The following is a 15,885-nucleotide window of genomic DNA, read 5'->3' as shown; positions in this document are numbered from 1 at the left end:
CGGCGGCGGCTGGCGCGGCCGCGACCGGGGCGGCGGCCATCGGGGCCTGCTGCACGTACTGGGCGGGCGCGGCGGTCAGGGTGCGGGCGACGCGGATCTTCAGGCCCGAATGCTCCACCTCGATCTCGGTCAGGCCGGTATCGGTGAGGATGTCGGCCAGTTTGCGCACCAGGCGCGCGTCGATCGGATCGGCGGGAGCCTTCGGAGTGCTAGCCATGGAAAAGACCCTTATCTTTTGGCTTGAGGAAGTTACGCGGACTGACCCGCGGCGGCTTCGATAGCCAGGACATAACTTTGCGCGCCGAAGCCGGACACCAGTCCGGTCGCCGCCAGGGAGACGTAGGTTTCCCGGCGGAACGCCTCGCGCGCCGCCGGATTGGAGAGGTGGCACTCGACGATCGGGATATCGAGCATCTTCAGGGCGTCCAGCAGGGCGATGGAGGTGTGCCCATAGGCCGCCGGGTTGATCACCAGGGCGGAAGCCTGTGTGCGGGCCTCCTGCACCCAGTCGATCAGCTGGCCTTCGTGGTTGGACTGATGGAACACGACGGTTCGACCCAGGGCGGCGGCGCGTTGCTCACAGAGCTTGCGCACATCGTCCAGCGTGGCTTTTCCGTAAATCTCAGGCTCACGGACGCCCAGGAGGTTGAGGTTGGGCCCGCTCAGCACATAGATCGGTTTCGACATTCGGCTCCGCCGTCGATTCCGCCGTCTTGTAACGGGCGGCGGCGGGGGTCACAAGCACTGGGAATGTACGACGTGTTGGACGAGGCGGTCATGACCCTGACCATCAATGGCGAAGAGCGGTCCTTTTCGGGCCTCTCAGACCTCGCCGCCCTGGTGCTGAGCCTGGGTCTCGACCCCCGCAAGGTGGCCGTGGAGCGCAATCTCGAGATCGTGCCGCGCTCGGCCTATGGTGCCACCGCGCTCTCCGACGGCGACCGGATCGAGATCGTCCACTTCATCGGAGGCGGCTGACATGGACGGAACGACTCATACGGAAACCCAGGACGACACCTGGACGGTCGCGGGCCGCACCTTCACCTCGCGGCTGATTATCGGCACCGGCAAGTACAAGGACTATGCGCAGAACGCCGCGGCCGCCGAGGCCGCGGGCGCCGAGATCGTCACCGTGGCCCTGCGCCGGGTGAACCTGTCGGACCCCAGCCAGCAGATGCTGGTGGACTATGTGAAGCCCGACCGCTTCACCTACCTGCCCAACACCGCCGGCTGCTTCACCGGCGAGGAAGCCGTGCGCACCCTGCGCCTGGCCCGCGAGGCCGGCGGCTGGGACCTGGTGAAGCTGGAGGTGCTGTCGGACCCCAAGCTGCTCTATCCCGACATGGAAGAGACCCTGCGGGCGCTGAAGATGCTGATCGCCGAGGGCTTCCAGGTGATGGTCTACTGCACCGACGACCCGGTCTACGCCCGCAAGCTGGAGGAGGCCGGCGCCTGCGCGGTCATGCCGCTCGCCGCCCCCATCGGCTCGGGCATGGGCATCCTCAACAAGGTCAATATCGGCCTGATCATCGAGCAGGCCAAGGTGCCGGTGCTGGTGGACGCGGGCCTCGGCACCGCGTCCGACGCCGCCATCGCCATGGAGATGGGCTGCGACGCGGTCCTCATGAACACCGCCATCTCCGACGCCCGCGACCCCATCCTGATGGCCAGCGCCATGAAGCACGCCGTCATCGGCGGGCGTCAGGCCTTCCTGGCGGGCCGGATGCCGCGCCGGATCTATGGCGACCCGTCGTCGCCCCAGTCGGGGCTGATCTGAACCCGACATGGCCATGCCGCCCGACGCGATCGTATTCGCCGAGACCTTGGCGGACATCGTCCGGGAGTCCGGCCTGTTGGGCGCGGCCGACGTGCCGACACCGGTAGCGCTGGAGGTGTTTCCGGAGAGCTTCCTCCTGGACAGCCTTCAGGTGATGCGCCGGATCGGGATCGATCCTGAGGAGGCAGCGTGCCTCTGCGCCATCTATATGGGCATTCATCAGGCCCTGGTGCTCGCCGACGCCGATCCGGCCGTGGCGCCGTGGTCCGGCGACCACAGCCTCCTGGTTCCGGTGGCCCAGGGCCGCCTCGCCGTAGACCGGTTGGGTCCGCTCTTTCTGTTGTTCGAGACAGGCCTGGGCGAGCAGATGATGCGACGTCGTCAAACGATGAACTGAGAGGCCGGGCCGCGTCGACCGGGTGGCCTTCCCCCACGGGATGTCCTCTAGAAAGGGCGAAAACTGGGGAGGAGCCGCCATGGGACAGGCCAGGGGACGCAAGTCGATCTTCATCACCGGGGCCGCCTCGGGCATGGGCCGGGAGACCGCTCGGCTGTTTCGCGAGAAGGGCTGGTTCGTCGGCGGCTACGACGTCAACGCCGAGGGGCTGAAGGCCCTCGAGGCCGAGTTGGGCGAGGAGAATTGCCTGGTCCGCACCCTGGACGTCACCGACCGCGCCGACTTCCAGGCCGCCTTCGCCGAGTTTGGGGCCGCCACGGGCGGCAAGCTCGATCTGCTCTACAACAATGCCGGGATCGGCAAGGGCGGGCCCTTCGCTGACCAGCCCTTCGAGGACATCCTGGCCGTGGTCCAGGTCAATTTCGTCGGCGTGCTGATCGGCATCCACGAGGGGATCAACCTGCTGAAGGCGACCCCCAATTCGCTGTGCTTCACCACCTCGTCCTCCTCGGCCACCTTCGGCATGGCCGGGATCGCCGTCTACTCCGCCACCAAGCACGCCGTGAAAGGGCTTACCGAGGCGCTGTCGGTGGAGTTCAAGGCCTATGGCGTCCGCGTCGCCGACGTCCTTCCGGGCCTCATCGACACCCCGATCCTGCCCCCCGGCGCGGCGGCGGCGGCGCCCAAGGAGGGCCTGTTCCGCGCCATCCCGCCCATGGATGTCGCCAGGGTGGTGTGGGAGGCGTATCACTCGGATAAATTGCATTGGTACGTCCCGCCCGAGCTGGTGGAGCTCGACAAGGCCGCCACCCTGGCCCCCGAAGCGACCCGCGATCAGATGGCCGCCGGCTCCCTGTTCTCCCTGCAGCCCGCCCCTTGAGAACGACTGCAGGCGGCGCCTAAACCTGGGCGGCGGCCAGCCGGTCGATGTCCGCTTGCGGCGAAAGCCCAAGCGCGGTCAGCATTTCGTGGCGCCCGGGCCCGAGCTTGGGCGGATAGGCCGCGGCGTTGGCCTTCTTCCCCCGCGCCCAGTAGCCCAGCACACGCAAGAGGTTGGCCGGCCGCTTCAGCCAGGCCGAGGGGTGCTCCAGCATGTGGAAGCCCCGTAGCGCCGCCCGCAGCAGGTCGAGGTTGGAGCGGACGGCGATGGCCACCCCGTCCTCCAGGAAGCTCTTGGCCAGCTTGGCTTTGAAGCTGGGCCTGTAGTTAGGCGTCAGGGTGTTGCGGGCCAGACGGATAGCCAGCCGATCCTGGTTCAGCATGTCCAGGTAGTAGGGCTTCAGGCTCTCATTGATCCTCCCCTGATAGGCCACGGCGCGGGCGGCCGGATCGTTGCTCTCGTTCAGCGAGTCGCGCAGGGCGTAGGCGCTGACGGCGGCGAAGGAGCAGCCCCGGCCATAGAGCGGGTTGGTCCGCACCAGGCTGTCGCCCAGCGGGAAGTAGCCCCGCACTGTGGCGACGCCACCCGGCGCCATGTCCCGCCAGCGGCTGTGCAGGTCGCCCATCCCGAACACCCGGCTGACCCCCTGGGCGCGGGCCGGATCGACCCAGGGGACCAGACCGGGGATCTGCAGGCAGACGCCATTGAAGGTCTCGGGCGAGACGATGGCCTTGCGCATCTCCAGCTCGATCTCCGGCACGCACATGGTGATGGAGAACCAGCCATTGTCGGCGGGAAAGACGCCGTACTTCAGGAACCCCAGGTCGCCGGTGCCTGGCGCCTTGCCGCGCGGGGGTTCCGCCATGCCCGGGTGCAGGCGGTAGTGGCGGGTGAAGTAGAGGATGCCGGCGGTCTCCTCCTCCTCGGTGATCGGGGCGCCGGCCTCGGTCAGTTGCTCGATGGAGGCGGTGGTGCGGCCCGCGGCGTCCACCACCAAGTCGGCCGTGAGATCCGCTCCGTTCTCCACGGTGACCCCTGTGACCCGCAACGGCGCCCCCGGTTCGATCTTCAGGCCGGTGACGAAGACCTCCGACCGGATCTCCACATTGGCCAGGCGCTCCACATAGCGGCGGATCACCAGCTCCAGGGTGGTGCGCCGACTGGTGAGGACCACGAAGTCCTCGTCGACGGCCTGCGGTCGATAGCCCTTCTTCAGCTCGTCGCTGAGCATCTGCTCGAAGCCAAGGTCGCGGGCTCCGGCCTCCAGGAGCTCGGCCAGCAGCCTCGGGTGCTCATCGCGCAGGATCAGCCTCAGGCGGGCCAGGAAGGCGTGGCTGTGGCGCAGGTGGCCCACCCCGCGGCGGGCCCAGTCGGCGAAGGCCGCGTCGGCGTCACCGGTGGGCGGGGCAGGGTCGCGTTCAAGGAGGATGAGCTCCCGTTCCGGCGAGGCGAGGGCCAGGGCGGTACACAGCCCACCTATTCCGGCCCCGATCACGAGCACGCGTTCGGTCATGTCGCCTCCCGGGCGTTTTTTCTTTTAGCCGTGACACAGGCGCCGGGGGGGAAGGAAAGGGGGGGCTTTACAGCCGCGGTTGTCAAGGTTATCGGGCGGCATGCTGCATCGCGCCGCCCAGATCATGACCTCCACCATCGCTCCCTCGCGGGGCGTTGGAGGGCTTGCGCGCGACTAGCCGCTTCCTTCAACAGCCCCGCCGGAGACGGACGGGGCCTTAAGAGGATCACCCTGTCTTCCGGATCACCGAGACAGGACCGCCCGATGCCCCACGACGATCTCAATCCCAACGCCTTCTACGGCGGCGGCCTCGCCGTCGAGAGCTATGACCTGTTCGCCGCCGAGGTCGGCAAGCTGACCGGCGACATCGACTTCTATCTCGACCTCGCCCGCGACCGAGGCGGCAAGGTGCTGGAACTGGCCTGCGGCACGGGACGCATCCTGACCCCGCTGGTGGAGGCGGGCTTCGAGGTCACCGGGGTGGATATCTCGCGCGCCATGCTGGATGTCGCCGATCGCAAGCTTCAGGCCCTGCGGCCGTCGGCCTGGGGCCGCGCGCGGCTGGTCTGTTCGCCCATGCAGGACTTCGAGACCCAGGATCGGTTCGACCTGGTGCTGATCCCGGCGCGATCCTTCCAGCACCTGACCGACCCGGCCGACCAGAGGAAGACCCTGGAGCGGATCTGGCGCTGCCTGAATCCCGGCGGGATGCTGGTGGTCGATATGTTCGACGCCAACCTGGAGGTGTGCGTCGGCGAACCGCCGCGCCTGCCGCCGCGAGAGGCGGTCGATCCCGTCACCGGCCGCCGCTTCCGGCGCACCTGCCTGAGCCGTTATACCAACCCGTTCGAGCAGACGACGGGGGAGCGGATGCGGATCGAGGAGCTGGACGCCCAGGGCGGCGTGCTGGGCAGCCACGAGACCTCGTGGACCCTGCGCTGGTCCACGCGCCAGGAGATGGCCTACCTGCTGGAACTCACGGGGTTCGAGGCGCTCAGCGTCTATTCGGACTTCGAGCGGTCGCCCGCCGCCTATGGTGGCGAGCAGATCTGGGTGGCCCGCGCCGTCTAGCTGGCCCGCTTGATATCGCCGGCCTTGGCCGCCGCGATGGCGGCGCGCAGGGCTGGCATGTCGGCGCCGGGGACCATGCGGTCGCCGACGATGAAGGCCGGCGTGCCCTCGATTCCGAGGGCCTGGGCCAGCTCGCGGGTGTCGGCGATGTGCTTCTGGACGGCGGCCGATTGGCCGGCGGCCCGGGCCTGCGCGGGATTGATCCCCAGGGCGGCCAGATGCCGGTCGATGGAGGCCGCGTCCAGGGCCTTTTCGGCCATGAAGCTCTTATGTAGCGCCAGGCCTTGGGCCTTGCCCGCCGGCGACAGGGACACCTCGGCGGCCAGGGTCGATTCGCCGCCGAAGATCGGGAATTCCTTGAAGACGAACCGTACATCGGGGTTTTCACGGATGATCTGCAGGATCTCCGGCGCGGAGGTCTTGCAGTAGCCGCAGCGATAATCGAAGAACTCAACCACCGTGATCTTGCCGTTCGGGTTCGCCACGAAGTCGCGCGGGTCCTGCTCCAGCGCCTTGCGGTGTTTCACCATGCCGGCCTTGGCCAGGTTGGCGGCCTCGGCCACCTTCTTTTCCTGCAGCTTCTGCACCGCCTCCTCGATCACCTCGGGGTGTTCCAGCAGGTAGGCGCGCACCTTCTGGCCGAAGGCCGCGTCGGCGGACTTCTGGCAGCCTGAGAGGGCGAGGATGGCGGCGAGCGCCAGGACGGCGCGGGTCGGGGTTTTCATGCGGTCTGCTTGGCTTGGAGAGCGGGAAAGATCAGCGGAGCGTGCCGCGGCGGATCGAGCCTTCGTTGGCAAGATCCTTGAGGTCGTCCTTAGTGGGGGATGAGGCCAGGACAATGTCCGTGGCGCGGCGCCATTCAGGCGTGGACTTCTCCAGCTTCTCCCGGGCGCGCATGGCGAAGACGAGGGCCTGCTGGCGATTGCCGATCTGGAAATTGTACTCGGCGGTGGCGTAGCGGGCCAGGCCATCCTGTTCCTTGCGGTCGTAGGCCTGCGCCAGGAGACGCCAAGCCTCGGCGTTCTCCTCGTCGATGGTCAGCGAGCGCTTCAGTTCGGATATCCCCTCATCGAGCTTCTTTTCGTCATTCAGCGCGATCAGGGTCTGGCCGAGATTGATGCGCAACAAGGGCGCCTCGGGCTTCAGTTCGACGGACTTGCGCTGCGGCGCCTCGGCCTCAACGGCGCGGCCGAACTCGAAGAGAATCTGGCCCCGCAGTTCGTACAGGTAAGGGTTGGCCGGCTGATCGGCCAGCAGGTCGTCGATGATCTTCAGCGCCTTGTCTGGCTCCTTGAGCTGGTAGTAGGCGATCGCCCGGCCATAGCGGGTCGTGTACGACTGGTCCTTCTCGTCCAGCCGGCCCATGACCAGCTGGGGATTGATGAAGGCGTCGAGCTTCATCTTCATGATGGCGTGTTCGGCCACCGCCTCGGGGTTGTCCTTGGCGTCGTAGTTGCGCAGCACCTGGGCGCGGCTCCTCAGCGCCTCGATCCGGTCTGACGACAGGGGGTGGCTGCGGAAATAGGCGAAGCGGCGCGCCTCCTGGAAGACCTCCTGGTAGCGGAAGTTGTCGAAGAACTCGACGAGGCCGCGGCCCGACAGCCCGGCCTTTTCGAGATAGGTCAGGCCGGCCTGGTCGGCGCGCGATTCCTGCTCGCGGCTGTAGCCCATCGCGCCCAGCGCCCCGAAATAGTTGGCGCTGCCCACCAGGGCCGCGGCCCCTTCCGCCGAACCTGCCAGCGCCGCCAGGACGCCCAGGCCCATGGTCAGCAGGAACGGCTTCATGCCCGCGGCGTTCATGTCCCCCGAACGGGCGGAGTGACCGCCGGCCAGGTGGGCGATTTCGTGGGCCATGACGCCCTGGAGCTGGTTGGGGTTCTCGGTCTCAAGGATGAGGCCGGTATAGACCGCCATCTGGCCGGGCCCCGCCGAGGCCTGCAGGTCCTTGGACCCGATCAGCAGGATATCGATGGACTTGGAGTCGACGCCAGCCGCGTCGAACAGCGGCACGGAGTCCTTGCGCAGGGTCTCTTCGATCTCTGTGTCCCGGATCAGGGACACGCCCTCCTGCGCCTGAGCCGGCGCCGCATGGATCAGCAGGCTGAGCGCGACAGTCGTCGTCAGGGCCAGGCGAGAAAGCGATCGGGCAGGGGACGCCATCGTCGAAACTCCAAGCGCCCCCCAGCCCTTCATCGGTTCAGCCTAGCCTCTCAACCCCGACGCCACCAGCCTTTGCGAGGCGCGGTGGGCGGTGTCGAGATTTCCGCCGGGTCGGCGGCGGCGGGCGCCTTGGCCTTGGCCGCGCGGGCCGGCTTGGCGGCCGGAGCCTCCACCACCGGTTCGGCGACGACTTCGACCGGCGCCGGCTCGGCGGCGGGCGCCTCCAGCACGGGAGTCTCCACCGTCGCGGCCTCGGCCTTGGGCTTGCGGGCGCGGCTGCGCTTGGCCGGGGCGGCGGGCGCCTCGGCTTCGGCCTCGGGTTCCGGCAGCGGAGCCGCGGCTTCCTCGATCACTGCGACGGGATCGGGGAATTCCTCGGCGGCGGCCGGCGCTTCGGCCACGTCGGCCTCGTCGCTGCGTCCACGGTTTCGGCCTCGACGCGCCCGGGTCTTCTTGGGCTTCTCGTCCAGGGCGGGCAGTTCGACCCACATGTCATCGCCGCCCTCGGTGGCCGGCGCGATCATCGGCGAGTTTTCCTCGCCGACCGACTCGACCGAGTCGGCCGCGGCGTCGTGACTGTCGTTGGCAGCGGCCGGAGTGCGGAAGTCTTCCGCCGGGTCGTGCCAGACGAAGGGATCATCACCGTAGGGCACCCAGGGACGGGTCCACGAGAAGGCGTCCTGCGGACGGCTGTCGTCGCGCATGCGGCGACCGCCTCTGCGGCCACGGCGGCGGCGTCTGCCACCCTGGCCGTCATCTTCGTAGTCACCCTTGGCCTCGACCGGAGCGCGGGGCTCGGCGGCGGGCTGGTCGGGGCGAGGCTCACCATCGCGGCGTCCGCGGCGGCGGCGGCGGCGGCCACGACCGGCCCGTTCGCCGTCGTCTTCGCCTCCGCGCTCTTCGCCACGGCCTTCGGACTGATGGGCGACGACCGGATCGCGACCGCCCTCATATTCCTCGTCTTCCTCGGCCTCGAGGATTTCCTCGTCGTCCTCTTCCTCGTCCTCGTCCTCGACGGCGTTGTCGTCGAAGTCGTCGTCGTCGGGGACATAGGCCTGCAACGGCGTGTGGTGCACCACGGCATGCTCGGGCCGCGCCTCGCTGGCCGTGCGCTCGATCTCGTGATCGGCGTGGGACATGGCGTCGTCGATGACGATGGTGACGAACAGCCCCAGGCCTTCGTTGATCCGCGCCAGGTGATTGCGCTTCTCGTTGAGGATGTAGAGGCCGACGGCGCGCGGAACCTTCAGAGTCGCCTCGCCGCCACCCTTGAGGGCCTCGCCTTCGACAGTGCGCAGGGCCGACAGGGCGCTGGACTCCACCGAGCGGACGCGCCCGGTGCCGGCGCAATGCTCGCAGACGTGGGTCGTGCCTTCCAAGACGCCGGAGCGGCGCCGCTGGCGGCTGATCTCCATTAGGCCAAAGCCGCTGATCTTGCCCATCTGGACGCGGGCGCGGTCGTCCTTCAGCGAGTCCTTCAGCTTCTTCTCGACGGCCCGGTTGTTCTTCGACTCATCCATATCGATGAAGTCGATGACGATCAGGCCGGCCAGGTCGCGCAGACGCAGTTGGCGGGCCGTCTCTTCGGCCGCCTCCATGTTGGTCTTCAACGCGGTGGCCTCGACGTTCCGCTCGCGGGTCGCGCGCCCGGAGTTCACGTCGACGGCCACCAGGGCCTCGGTCTGGTTGATCACCAGGTAGCCGCCCGAACGCAGGGGCACGGTGGGGGTGTAGATCTGGGCGAGGTGATCCTCGACCTTGTGTTTCACGAATAGCGGGGTGGCCTCGCGATAGGCCTGCACCTTCTTGGCCTGCGACGGCATCAGCATGCGCATGAAGTCGCGGGCTTCCTTGAACCCGGCCTCGCCCTCGACCCAGACCTCGTCGATGTCCTTGTCATAGAGGTCGCGGATGGTGCGCTTCACCAGGTCCTCTTCCTCATAGATGAGGGCGGGGGCCACGGAGTGCAGTGTGGTGTCGCGGATATTCTCCCACAGGCGCAGGAGGTATTCGTAGTCGCGCTTGATCTCGGCCTTGGTGCGTTTGGCGCCGGCGGTGCGAACGATCAGGCCCATACCCTGCGGTACGTCCAGGCTCTGGACCACGCCCTTCAGGCGCTTGCGGTCGGTGACCGTGGTGATCTTCCGTGAAATGCCGCCGCCGCGGGCGGTGTTCGGCATGAGCACGCCATAGCGGCCGGCCAGGGAGAGGTAGGTGGTCAGGGCCGCGCCCTTGTTGCCGCGCTCTTCCTTGACGACCTGGACCAGCATGATCTGCCGACGGCGGATCACTTCCTGGATCTTGTAGCGACGCATCAGCCGCCGGCGGCGCCGGGCGACCTCCTCGTCCATGACATCGTCTTCGTCCGCGTCGGACGCGTCGTCGTCATCATCGTCGTTCTCGGACGTGGGAGCGCCCCGGCCGCGAGGCTCGTCGTCCTCTTCATCGGCCTCTTCGCGCATGAGCGCTTCGCGGTCGGCGACGGGAATCTGATAGTAGTCCGGGTGGATTTCGTTGAAGGCCAGGAATCCGTGCCGGTTGCCGCCGTACTCGATAAAGGCGGCCTGCAGGGACGGTTCGACCCGCGTCACCTTGGCGAGATAGATATTCCCCCGGAGTTGCTTGCGGTTCTGACTTTCGAAATCGAATTCTTCAACCCGTGTTCCGTCGATCACCACCACACGCGTCTCTTCTGCGTGAGCGGCGTCGATAAGCATTTTCTTGGACATATAGGCGATCTCCGTGGCGCGCCTGGAGCTCCAGGCTCGGGCGCTGCCGGTTTGTCATGAGGGCGCGCACGCTTTCGCCGGCCGCGTCAGAGACGCGGGCGGTGCAAGGCCGGAAAGGGGCTCGAGCGGCGCTGCCCATAGTTGTTTCCCAGGCGCGCTCCTTGAGGGAGCGCGGATCGGATTGATGCGTCATGGCCGAGGATTCGGCCGAAGCCGACGCGGGCTTCGCGCGGAACATGGCCCTGACAGGCAGGGCGTCCTCCGGCGCGGGGGGACATTGCAACAGTAAGCTGAAAAAAGAAAGACAATCGGCTTCAGCCCCAGTTCAGCCCCTGCGGGTTAACCGTTTCTCCACGCAACCAAGGGGTATATGGGGTTCAAATCAAAATGCGTGTGGTGTGGGGCATTGTGCTCGCAAAAGTAGGCGTGGCCTTCGACAGATTCGGGAAGCGTACCCTGGCGGCCATCGCCGCGGGCGTGTGCTGCCTTGCGGTCGCCGCGGTCGGCCAGGCGAACGCCTCGGGCGGCGGCGTCCTGAAAGTCCGCCTCGGCGGGGATCAGGCCGAGACCCGCATCGTCATTGATCTCGACCGCTCGGCCACCGCCAAGGTGGCGTCTGACGGGGTGAGCGACCGCCGGATCGTGATGAACCTTCCCGGCGTCAGCGTTGGCCGCACCTTGCAGGGCGGTGGCCAGGGCCTGGTGAAGAGCTGGATGCTGGACGGCGGCGCCCTGGGGGCCCGCCTGCGCATCGACCTTTCCAACGATGCGGTGATCAAGCGCCGCTTCCTGCTGCCGCCGGCCGACGGGGCCGCCAATTACCGCTATGTGATCGACATCGCCGCGGCCGCGCCGCGCGCCAGCGGAGACCGGGTCACCCTGATCTCCAACACCGGGCCGGCCATCCGCCCGCCGCCCCTGAACCTCAAGAAGACGGTGGTCATCGACGCCGGCCATGGCGGCAAGGATCCCGGCGCTGTCGGAGCAAACGGCTTCGAAAAGGAAGTGACCCTCGCGGCCGCCTTGGCGCTGAAGGCCCGCCTGGAGCGCACCGGCCGCTACCGGGTGGTGATGACCCGGTCCTCGGACGTCTATGTGCCCCTGGAGACCCGGGTGCCGATCGCGCGCAAGGCTGGGGCTGACCTCTTCATTTCGCTGCACGCGGACTCGGGACCCGGCACCACCACCCGCGGGGCGAGCGTCTACACCCTCGCCGACCGCGCCGTGGCCCGCTCGCAGAAGCTGATCTCCAAGGACGACTGGTTCATGAAGGTGAACCAGGCCGACCGGGGGGTTTCCGGCATCCTCTTTGACCTCACCCAGCGCTCCACCAAGAACCGCTCGGCCACCTTCGCCGAGATGGTCCTTGATCGGATCGCCGACGGCGACATGCGCCTGCTGCGCCGCAGCCACCGGGAGGCCGGGCTTGCTGTTCTCCTGGCGCCCGACGTGCCGGCCGTGCTGCTGGAAATGGGCTTTGTGAACAATCCCGAGGACGAGGCCTTCCTGCGCGATCCCGCCAGCCGGGCCAAGCTGATGAACGCCGTCGGCGACTCCATCGACGCCTACTTCGCGCAAGAGACCCGGCTGGCCTCGCGCTAAGTCTCAGCGCGTCACAAAACCGGCTTTCCCTTTTCCGAAACCCGCTCTAGACGATGACCATGCGGGAGGAGGGTGCCCGCGGAGGTCTGTCAGTCTTGAACCCCCCGGAAAGATGGGTCGCGATCGCCGGCGTCGCCGTGTTGAGCGCAATCGCGGTGGCTGGGTTCGCCATCGCCATCTACGCCGCGTGGCTGTTCCATGACATGCCGGACGCTGGTGACCTGGTGGACTACCGGCCCCCCACCGCCACCCGAGCCTACGCCTGGGACGGCACCCTGATCGGCGAGTTCTCCCGCGAGCGCCGGATTTTCGTTCCCTATGACAATATCCCGCCGCAGCTGGCCCAGGCCTTCCTGGCGGCGGAAGACCGCAACTTCTTCCAGCACTCGGGCGTGGACGCCATGGGCCTGACCCGGGCCATGATGCGCAACGTGCTGAACGCGGCCCGCGGCAAGCGCCTCGAGGGCGGCTCCACCATCACCCAGCAGGTGGCCAAGAACGTCCTGCTGACCAGTGACGCCACGGTGGGGCGCAAGCTGAAGGAAGCCATCCTGGCCCGGCGCCTGGAGCAGACGCTGAACAAGGAGCAGATCCTCGAGCTCTATCTGAACGAAATCTGGTTGGGCTATCGCTCGTACGGCGTCGGCGCGGCGGCCTACAACTATTTCGGCAAGTCGATTTCCGACCTCACCCTGGCCGAGTGCGCCTATCTGGCGGCGCTGCCCAAGGGGCCGGACAACTACCATCCGACCCGGCGCAAGGCGAACGCCATCGCCCGTCGCAACTGGATCATCGGGCAGATGGCCGACCTCGGCTGGGTCAGCCGCGTCGATGCCGAAAATGCGCTGAAGGAGGACCTCAAGGTCCAGAACGCCCCCAGCCGCGCCAAGTATCGCGACGCCGACTTCTTCGTGGAGGAGGTCCGCCGCCGCGGCCTGGCGACCCTCGGCCAAAGGCTTAACGAGGGCGGCTATTACATGCGCACCACCCTCGACCCAGAGATGCAGACAGCGGCCCGCGTGGCCCTGATGCACGGCCTCGAGCAGTACGACCGCCGTCATGGCTGGCGGGGGGCCTGGGGCCACGTGACCATCGCGCCGGGCTGGGAGGCCCTGGCCAAGAAGAAGACCTTGCCGGCAGAGCGCCGCACCTGGCAGCCGGCGGTCGTGACGGAGTCCTCCAACACCAATATTCGCATCCAGGTGGCCGATGGCGGCGCCACCGGGGCTCTTGTCGCCGAGGACGTGGCCTGGGCCCGCGCCGGGCGCGGCGTGCCCGTGGTCGGCGACCTCATCTTCGTCGAGCCGGTCGTGGGCGGTGGCTACCGTCTGAAACAGGTGCCCGCGGTCAACGGCGCATTGGTGGCCATGGAGCCCAACTCCGGGCGCGTCCTGGCCATGGTCGGCGGCTATTCCTTCTCGCTGTCCAACTTCAACCGCTCCACCCAGGCGATGCGCCAGCCGGGTTCGGCCTTCAAGCCGCTGGTCTACGCTGCGGCTCTGGAGAATGGTTACACGCCGGGCAGCGTAGTGATGGACAGCGCCATCACCCTGAAGGGGGCGGCCGGCGCCGACTGGACCCCGGAGAACTACAACAAGAAGTACTATGGTGCCCTGACCCTGCGAAAAGGCCTGGAGCTGTCGCGCAACGCCATGACGGTGCGCCTCGCCCAGGGGGTCGGCATGCCGAAGATCCGCGACATGGCCATCAAGCTGGGCGTGGTGCGGGACATGGAGCCGGTGCTGGCCATGGCGCTGGGCGCCGGGGAGACGACGCCCTTCAAGCTGACGGCGGCCTACGCCTCCTTCGTCAACGGCGGCCGCAAGGTCGAGCCCCACCTGATCGAACTGGTGCAGGACCGCGAGGGCAAGACCATCTTCCGCGCCGACAAGCGAGACTGCTCCCGCTGCGACGCCGGCTTCAATGGTGACGAAAGCCCGCGCATCGCGCCCGGCGGCGCGCAGTTGATGGACCCGGTCACCGCCTACCAGATCACCTCCATGCTGCAGGGCGTGGTCCAGCGGGGCACGGCGACCTCGGCCTCGGTGCTGGGCCGCCCGGTCGGCGGCAAGACGGGGACCACCAACGAATACCGCAGCGCGTGGTTCGTCGGTTTCACGCCGCAGATCGTCGCCGGTGTCTTCGTCGGCTTCGACGACAACCGCAGCCTGGGCGAGGGCGAGACGGGGACCACCGCGGCGGTGCCTATCTTCACCGAGTTCATGATGGAGGCCACCAAGGGCCTGCCAAAGACCGAGTTCAAGGCGCCCAAGAGCGCCAAGTTCGTCATGGTCCGAGGTATCCGTGAGGCCTTCAAGCCGGGGACCGAGCCCAAGGTCGCGATCTCGCCCGTCTATCGCCCGAGCGAGGGGCCGCAGCCCTATCAGCAGGTCTGGCCGGACGGCAAGCCGACCGGAGCGCCCGCGCCCCCGGCCCCGCCGAAGAAGCAGGATGACATGAGCGGGTTGTACTAGGGCGGGCAAACCGCTACTGCCCGCCGCTCACCTTTCGAAGGAATTTCCCATGAGAGCGGATGTTGAGGCTGCCAAGGCCGACATCGAGCAGTCGATCGACCTGCTCAGGAGGCGTCTTTGACTGGGAACCTGCCCTCCGAAAACTGCATGAGCTGAACGCCCGGGTCGAGGATCCGAGCCTCTGGGACAATGCCGAGGCCGCCCAGGCCATCACCCGTGAGCGGTCCAAGCTGGCAGCCAGCGTCGAGGCCGTCCAGTCCATAGAGCGCGACCTGGCCGACGCCATCGGCTACGCCGAGATGGCCGACGAGGAGGGCGACGAGGCCTCTCTCGACGAGGCGCGCGCCCAGCTCAAGGGCCTGAAGGAGCGCGCCGGGCGCGCCGAGCTTGAGGCCCTGCTCTCAGGCGAGGCCGACGGCAACGACGCCTTCATGGAAATCAATTCCGGCGCCGGCGGCACCGAGTCCAACGATTGGGCCGGCATGCTGCTGCGGATGTACAGCCGCTGGGCCACCGCCCACGGCATGACCGTGGACTTCCTGGAAGAGACCTCGGGCGAGCAGGCTGGGATCAAGTCGGTGACCCTGCAGATCAAGGGTCACAACGCCTATGGCTGGCTGAAGACAGAGGCCGGGGTCCATCGCCTGGTGCGGATCTCGCCCTTCGATTCGGCGGCGAAGCGGCACACGAGCTTTGCGTCGGTCTGGGTCTATCCGGTGGTGGACGACACCATCGTTATCGACATCAACCCCTCGGATGTGCGCACCGACACCTACCGGGCGTCCGGCTCCGGCGGGCAGCACATCAACAAGACCGACTCAGCCGTGCGCCTGACCCACATCCCGACCGGCGTCGCCGTCGCGTGCCAGTCGGGGCGCTCGCAGCATCAGAACCGCGAGGAGGCCTGGAAGATGCTGCGCGCGCGGCTCTACGAGATGGAGCTGCAGAAGCGAGAGGCGGAGGCCCAGGCCATGCAGGACCAGAAGACCGACATCGGCTGGGGCCACCAGATCCGCTCCTACGTCCTGCAGCCCTATCAAATGGTCAAGGATCTGCGGACCGAGGTGGAGACCTCCGACACGCAAGGCGTGCTGGACGGCGACCTGGACACCTTCATGGGCGCTTCCCTGGCTCAACGCGTCGGCGTCACCCGCGAGGGCTAGAGCATGATCGCTTGAGACGGAACCGCGCAGCGGTCCCGGCTCAGGCGTGAATCATGCTCTCGCTTATATCTGGAGCCTGATCCACCGCATCGGCGGAATCGCGAAGCGATTCCACCTCA

13 protein-coding genes and 1 pseudogene are annotated in these 15,885 nt (G+C 67.6%); 8 read left to right on the top strand and 6 right to left on the bottom strand.

From position 1 onward, the window contains the following. Positions 1-217: pseudogene (locus Q8N10_RS08630) on the bottom strand (acetyl-CoA carboxylase, biotin carboxyl carrier protein); the annotation flags it as partial. Positions 218-249: 32 nt separating this feature from the next. Continuing rightward, positions 250-687 carry a type II 3-dehydroquinate dehydratase gene (aroQ, locus tag Q8N10_RS08625; protein ID WP_304774424.1) on the bottom strand — a complete coding sequence of 146 codons (438 nt, stop codon included), beginning with the start codon at positions 685-687 and terminating at the stop codon, positions 250-252. A gap of 90 nt (positions 688-777) precedes the next feature. On the opposite strand from aroQ, the gene thiS reads away from it, so the two are divergent. The 4 genes from thiS (at position 778) to Q8N10_RS08605 (ending at position 3,054) form a co-directional block, all read left to right on the top strand. Then, positions 778-978, top strand: coding sequence for a sulfur carrier protein ThiS (gene thiS, locus Q8N10_RS08620; RefSeq protein WP_293493248.1), 201 nt, complete (start codon positions 778-780; stop codon positions 976-978). 1 nt (position 979) lies between these two features. Then, on the top strand, positions 980-1,777 hold the full coding sequence (locus Q8N10_RS08615; RefSeq protein ID WP_304774426.1) for a thiazole synthase: 798 nt from the start codon (positions 980-982) through the stop codon (positions 1,775-1,777). A 7-nt stretch (positions 1,778-1,784) separates the two neighbouring features. Continuing rightward, on the top strand, positions 1,785-2,174 hold the full coding sequence (locus Q8N10_RS08610) for a hypothetical protein (protein ID WP_304774428.1): 390 nt from the start codon (positions 1,785-1,787) through the stop codon (positions 2,172-2,174). Positions 2,175-2,253: 79 nt separating this feature from the next. Then, positions 2,254-3,054, top strand: coding sequence for an SDR family oxidoreductase (locus Q8N10_RS08605; protein ID WP_304774430.1), 801 nt, complete (start codon positions 2,254-2,256; stop codon positions 3,052-3,054). A gap of 19 nt (positions 3,055-3,073) precedes the next feature. Here Q8N10_RS08605 and Q8N10_RS08600 read toward each other — a convergent pair whose 3' ends face one another. After that, positions 3,074-4,567 carry an NAD(P)/FAD-dependent oxidoreductase gene (locus Q8N10_RS08600; protein ID WP_304774431.1) on the bottom strand — a complete coding sequence of 498 codons (1,494 nt, stop codon included), beginning with the start codon at positions 4,565-4,567 and terminating at the stop codon, positions 3,074-3,076. Between the two features lie 264 nt (positions 4,568-4,831). Between Q8N10_RS08600 and Q8N10_RS08595 the strand changes: the two genes are divergently transcribed. Further along, positions 4,832-5,638 carry a bifunctional 2-polyprenyl-6-hydroxyphenol methylase/3-demethylubiquinol 3-O-methyltransferase UbiG gene (locus tag Q8N10_RS08595; protein WP_304774433.1) on the top strand — a complete coding sequence of 269 codons (807 nt, stop codon included), beginning with the start codon at positions 4,832-4,834 and terminating at the stop codon, positions 5,636-5,638. On the opposite strand, the gene Q8N10_RS08590 is transcribed toward Q8N10_RS08595, so the two are convergent. Genes Q8N10_RS08590 through Q8N10_RS08580 form a run of 3 tightly spaced genes read right to left on the bottom strand, consistent with a single transcriptional unit; the run spans position 5,635 to position 10,527 of the window. Continuing rightward, positions 5,635-6,363 (bottom strand): DsbA family protein, encoded by a 729-nt coding sequence (locus Q8N10_RS08590; RefSeq protein ID WP_304774435.1) that lies wholly within the window; start codon positions 6,361-6,363, stop codon positions 5,635-5,637. The two genes, Q8N10_RS08595 and Q8N10_RS08590, sit on opposite strands and share 4 nt — an antisense overlap. 31 nt (positions 6,364-6,394) lie before the next feature. Next, positions 6,395-7,798: a M48 family metalloprotease gene (locus Q8N10_RS08585; protein WP_304774437.1), complete on the bottom strand. Its 1,404-nt coding sequence runs from the start codon at positions 7,796-7,798 to the stop codon at positions 6,395-6,397. A 50-nt stretch (positions 7,799-7,848) separates the two neighbouring features. After that, positions 7,849-10,527 (bottom strand): ribonuclease E/G, encoded by a 2,679-nt coding sequence (locus Q8N10_RS08580; protein WP_304774439.1) that lies wholly within the window; start codon positions 10,525-10,527, stop codon positions 7,849-7,851. Between the two features lie 426 nt (positions 10,528-10,953). Here Q8N10_RS08580 and Q8N10_RS08575 point away from each other — a divergent pair, with 426 nt between their 5' ends. From Q8N10_RS08575 to prfB, 3 genes are all read left to right on the top strand, one after another. Then, complete coding sequence (locus tag Q8N10_RS08575; protein ID WP_370690153.1) at positions 10,954-12,129, top strand: N-acetylmuramoyl-L-alanine amidase; 1,176 nt, start codon at positions 10,954-10,956, stop codon at positions 12,127-12,129. A gap of 59 nt (positions 12,130-12,188) precedes the next feature. Beyond that, the gene (locus tag Q8N10_RS08570; protein ID WP_304774440.1) at positions 12,189-14,603 is read left to right on the top strand and encodes a penicillin-binding protein 1A; all 2,415 of its coding nucleotides are present in this window, start codon (positions 12,189-12,191) and stop codon (positions 14,601-14,603) included. A gap of 49 nt (positions 14,604-14,652) precedes the next feature. Next, a protein-coding gene (gene prfB / locus Q8N10_RS08565; RefSeq protein WP_304774442.1) for a peptide chain release factor 2 occupies positions 14,653-15,766 on the top strand; the annotation gives its coding sequence in 2 pieces (ribosomal slippage) (positions 14,653-14,721 and positions 14,723-15,766; 1,113 coding nt in all). Positions 15,767-15,885 lie beyond the last annotated feature (119 nt).

It is taken from the genome of Phenylobacterium sp., from assembly GCF_030693625.1.
GTDB classification, from domain to species: Bacteria; Pseudomonadota; Alphaproteobacteria; order Caulobacterales; family Caulobacteraceae; genus Phenylobacterium; species Phenylobacterium ferrooxidans.
The sequence above is the reverse complement of the archived record's forward strand: the minus strand, read 5'-3'. Positions and strand labels throughout refer to the sequence as shown.

Coding starts and splice junctions, on each gene's coding strand:
- thiS (WP_293493248.1), top strand. CDS start 778: ATGACCCTGACCATCAATGGCGAAGAGCGGTCCTTTTCGGGCCTCTCA.
- Q8N10_RS08585 (WP_304774437.1), bottom strand. CDS start 7,798: ATGGCGTCCCCTGCCCGATCGCTTTCTCGCCTGGCCCTGACGACGACT.
- Q8N10_RS08600 (WP_304774431.1), bottom strand. CDS start 4,567: ATGACCGAACGCGTGCTCGTGATCGGGGCCGGAATAGGTGGGCTGTGT.
- Q8N10_RS08570 (WP_304774440.1), top strand. CDS start 12,189: ATGCGGGAGGAGGGTGCCCGCGGAGGTCTGTCAGTCTTGAACCCCCCG.
- Q8N10_RS08595 (WP_304774433.1), top strand. CDS start 4,832: ATGCCCCACGACGATCTCAATCCCAACGCCTTCTACGGCGGCGGCCTC.
- Q8N10_RS08605 (WP_304774430.1), top strand. CDS start 2,254: ATGGGACAGGCCAGGGGACGCAAGTCGATCTTCATCACCGGGGCCGCC.
- Q8N10_RS08580 (WP_304774439.1), bottom strand. CDS start 10,527: ATGTCCAAGAAAATGCTTATCGACGCCGCTCACGCAGAAGAGACGCGT.
- aroQ (WP_304774424.1), bottom strand. CDS start 687: ATGTCGAAACCGATCTATGTGCTGAGCGGGCCCAACCTCAACCTCCTG.
- Q8N10_RS08615 (WP_304774426.1), top strand. CDS start 980: ATGGACGGAACGACTCATACGGAAACCCAGGACGACACCTGGACGGTC.
- Q8N10_RS08590 (WP_304774435.1), bottom strand. CDS start 6,363: ATGAAAACCCCGACCCGCGCCGTCCTGGCGCTCGCCGCCATCCTCGCC.
- Q8N10_RS08610 (WP_304774428.1), top strand. CDS start 1,785: ATGGCCATGCCGCCCGACGCGATCGTATTCGCCGAGACCTTGGCGGAC.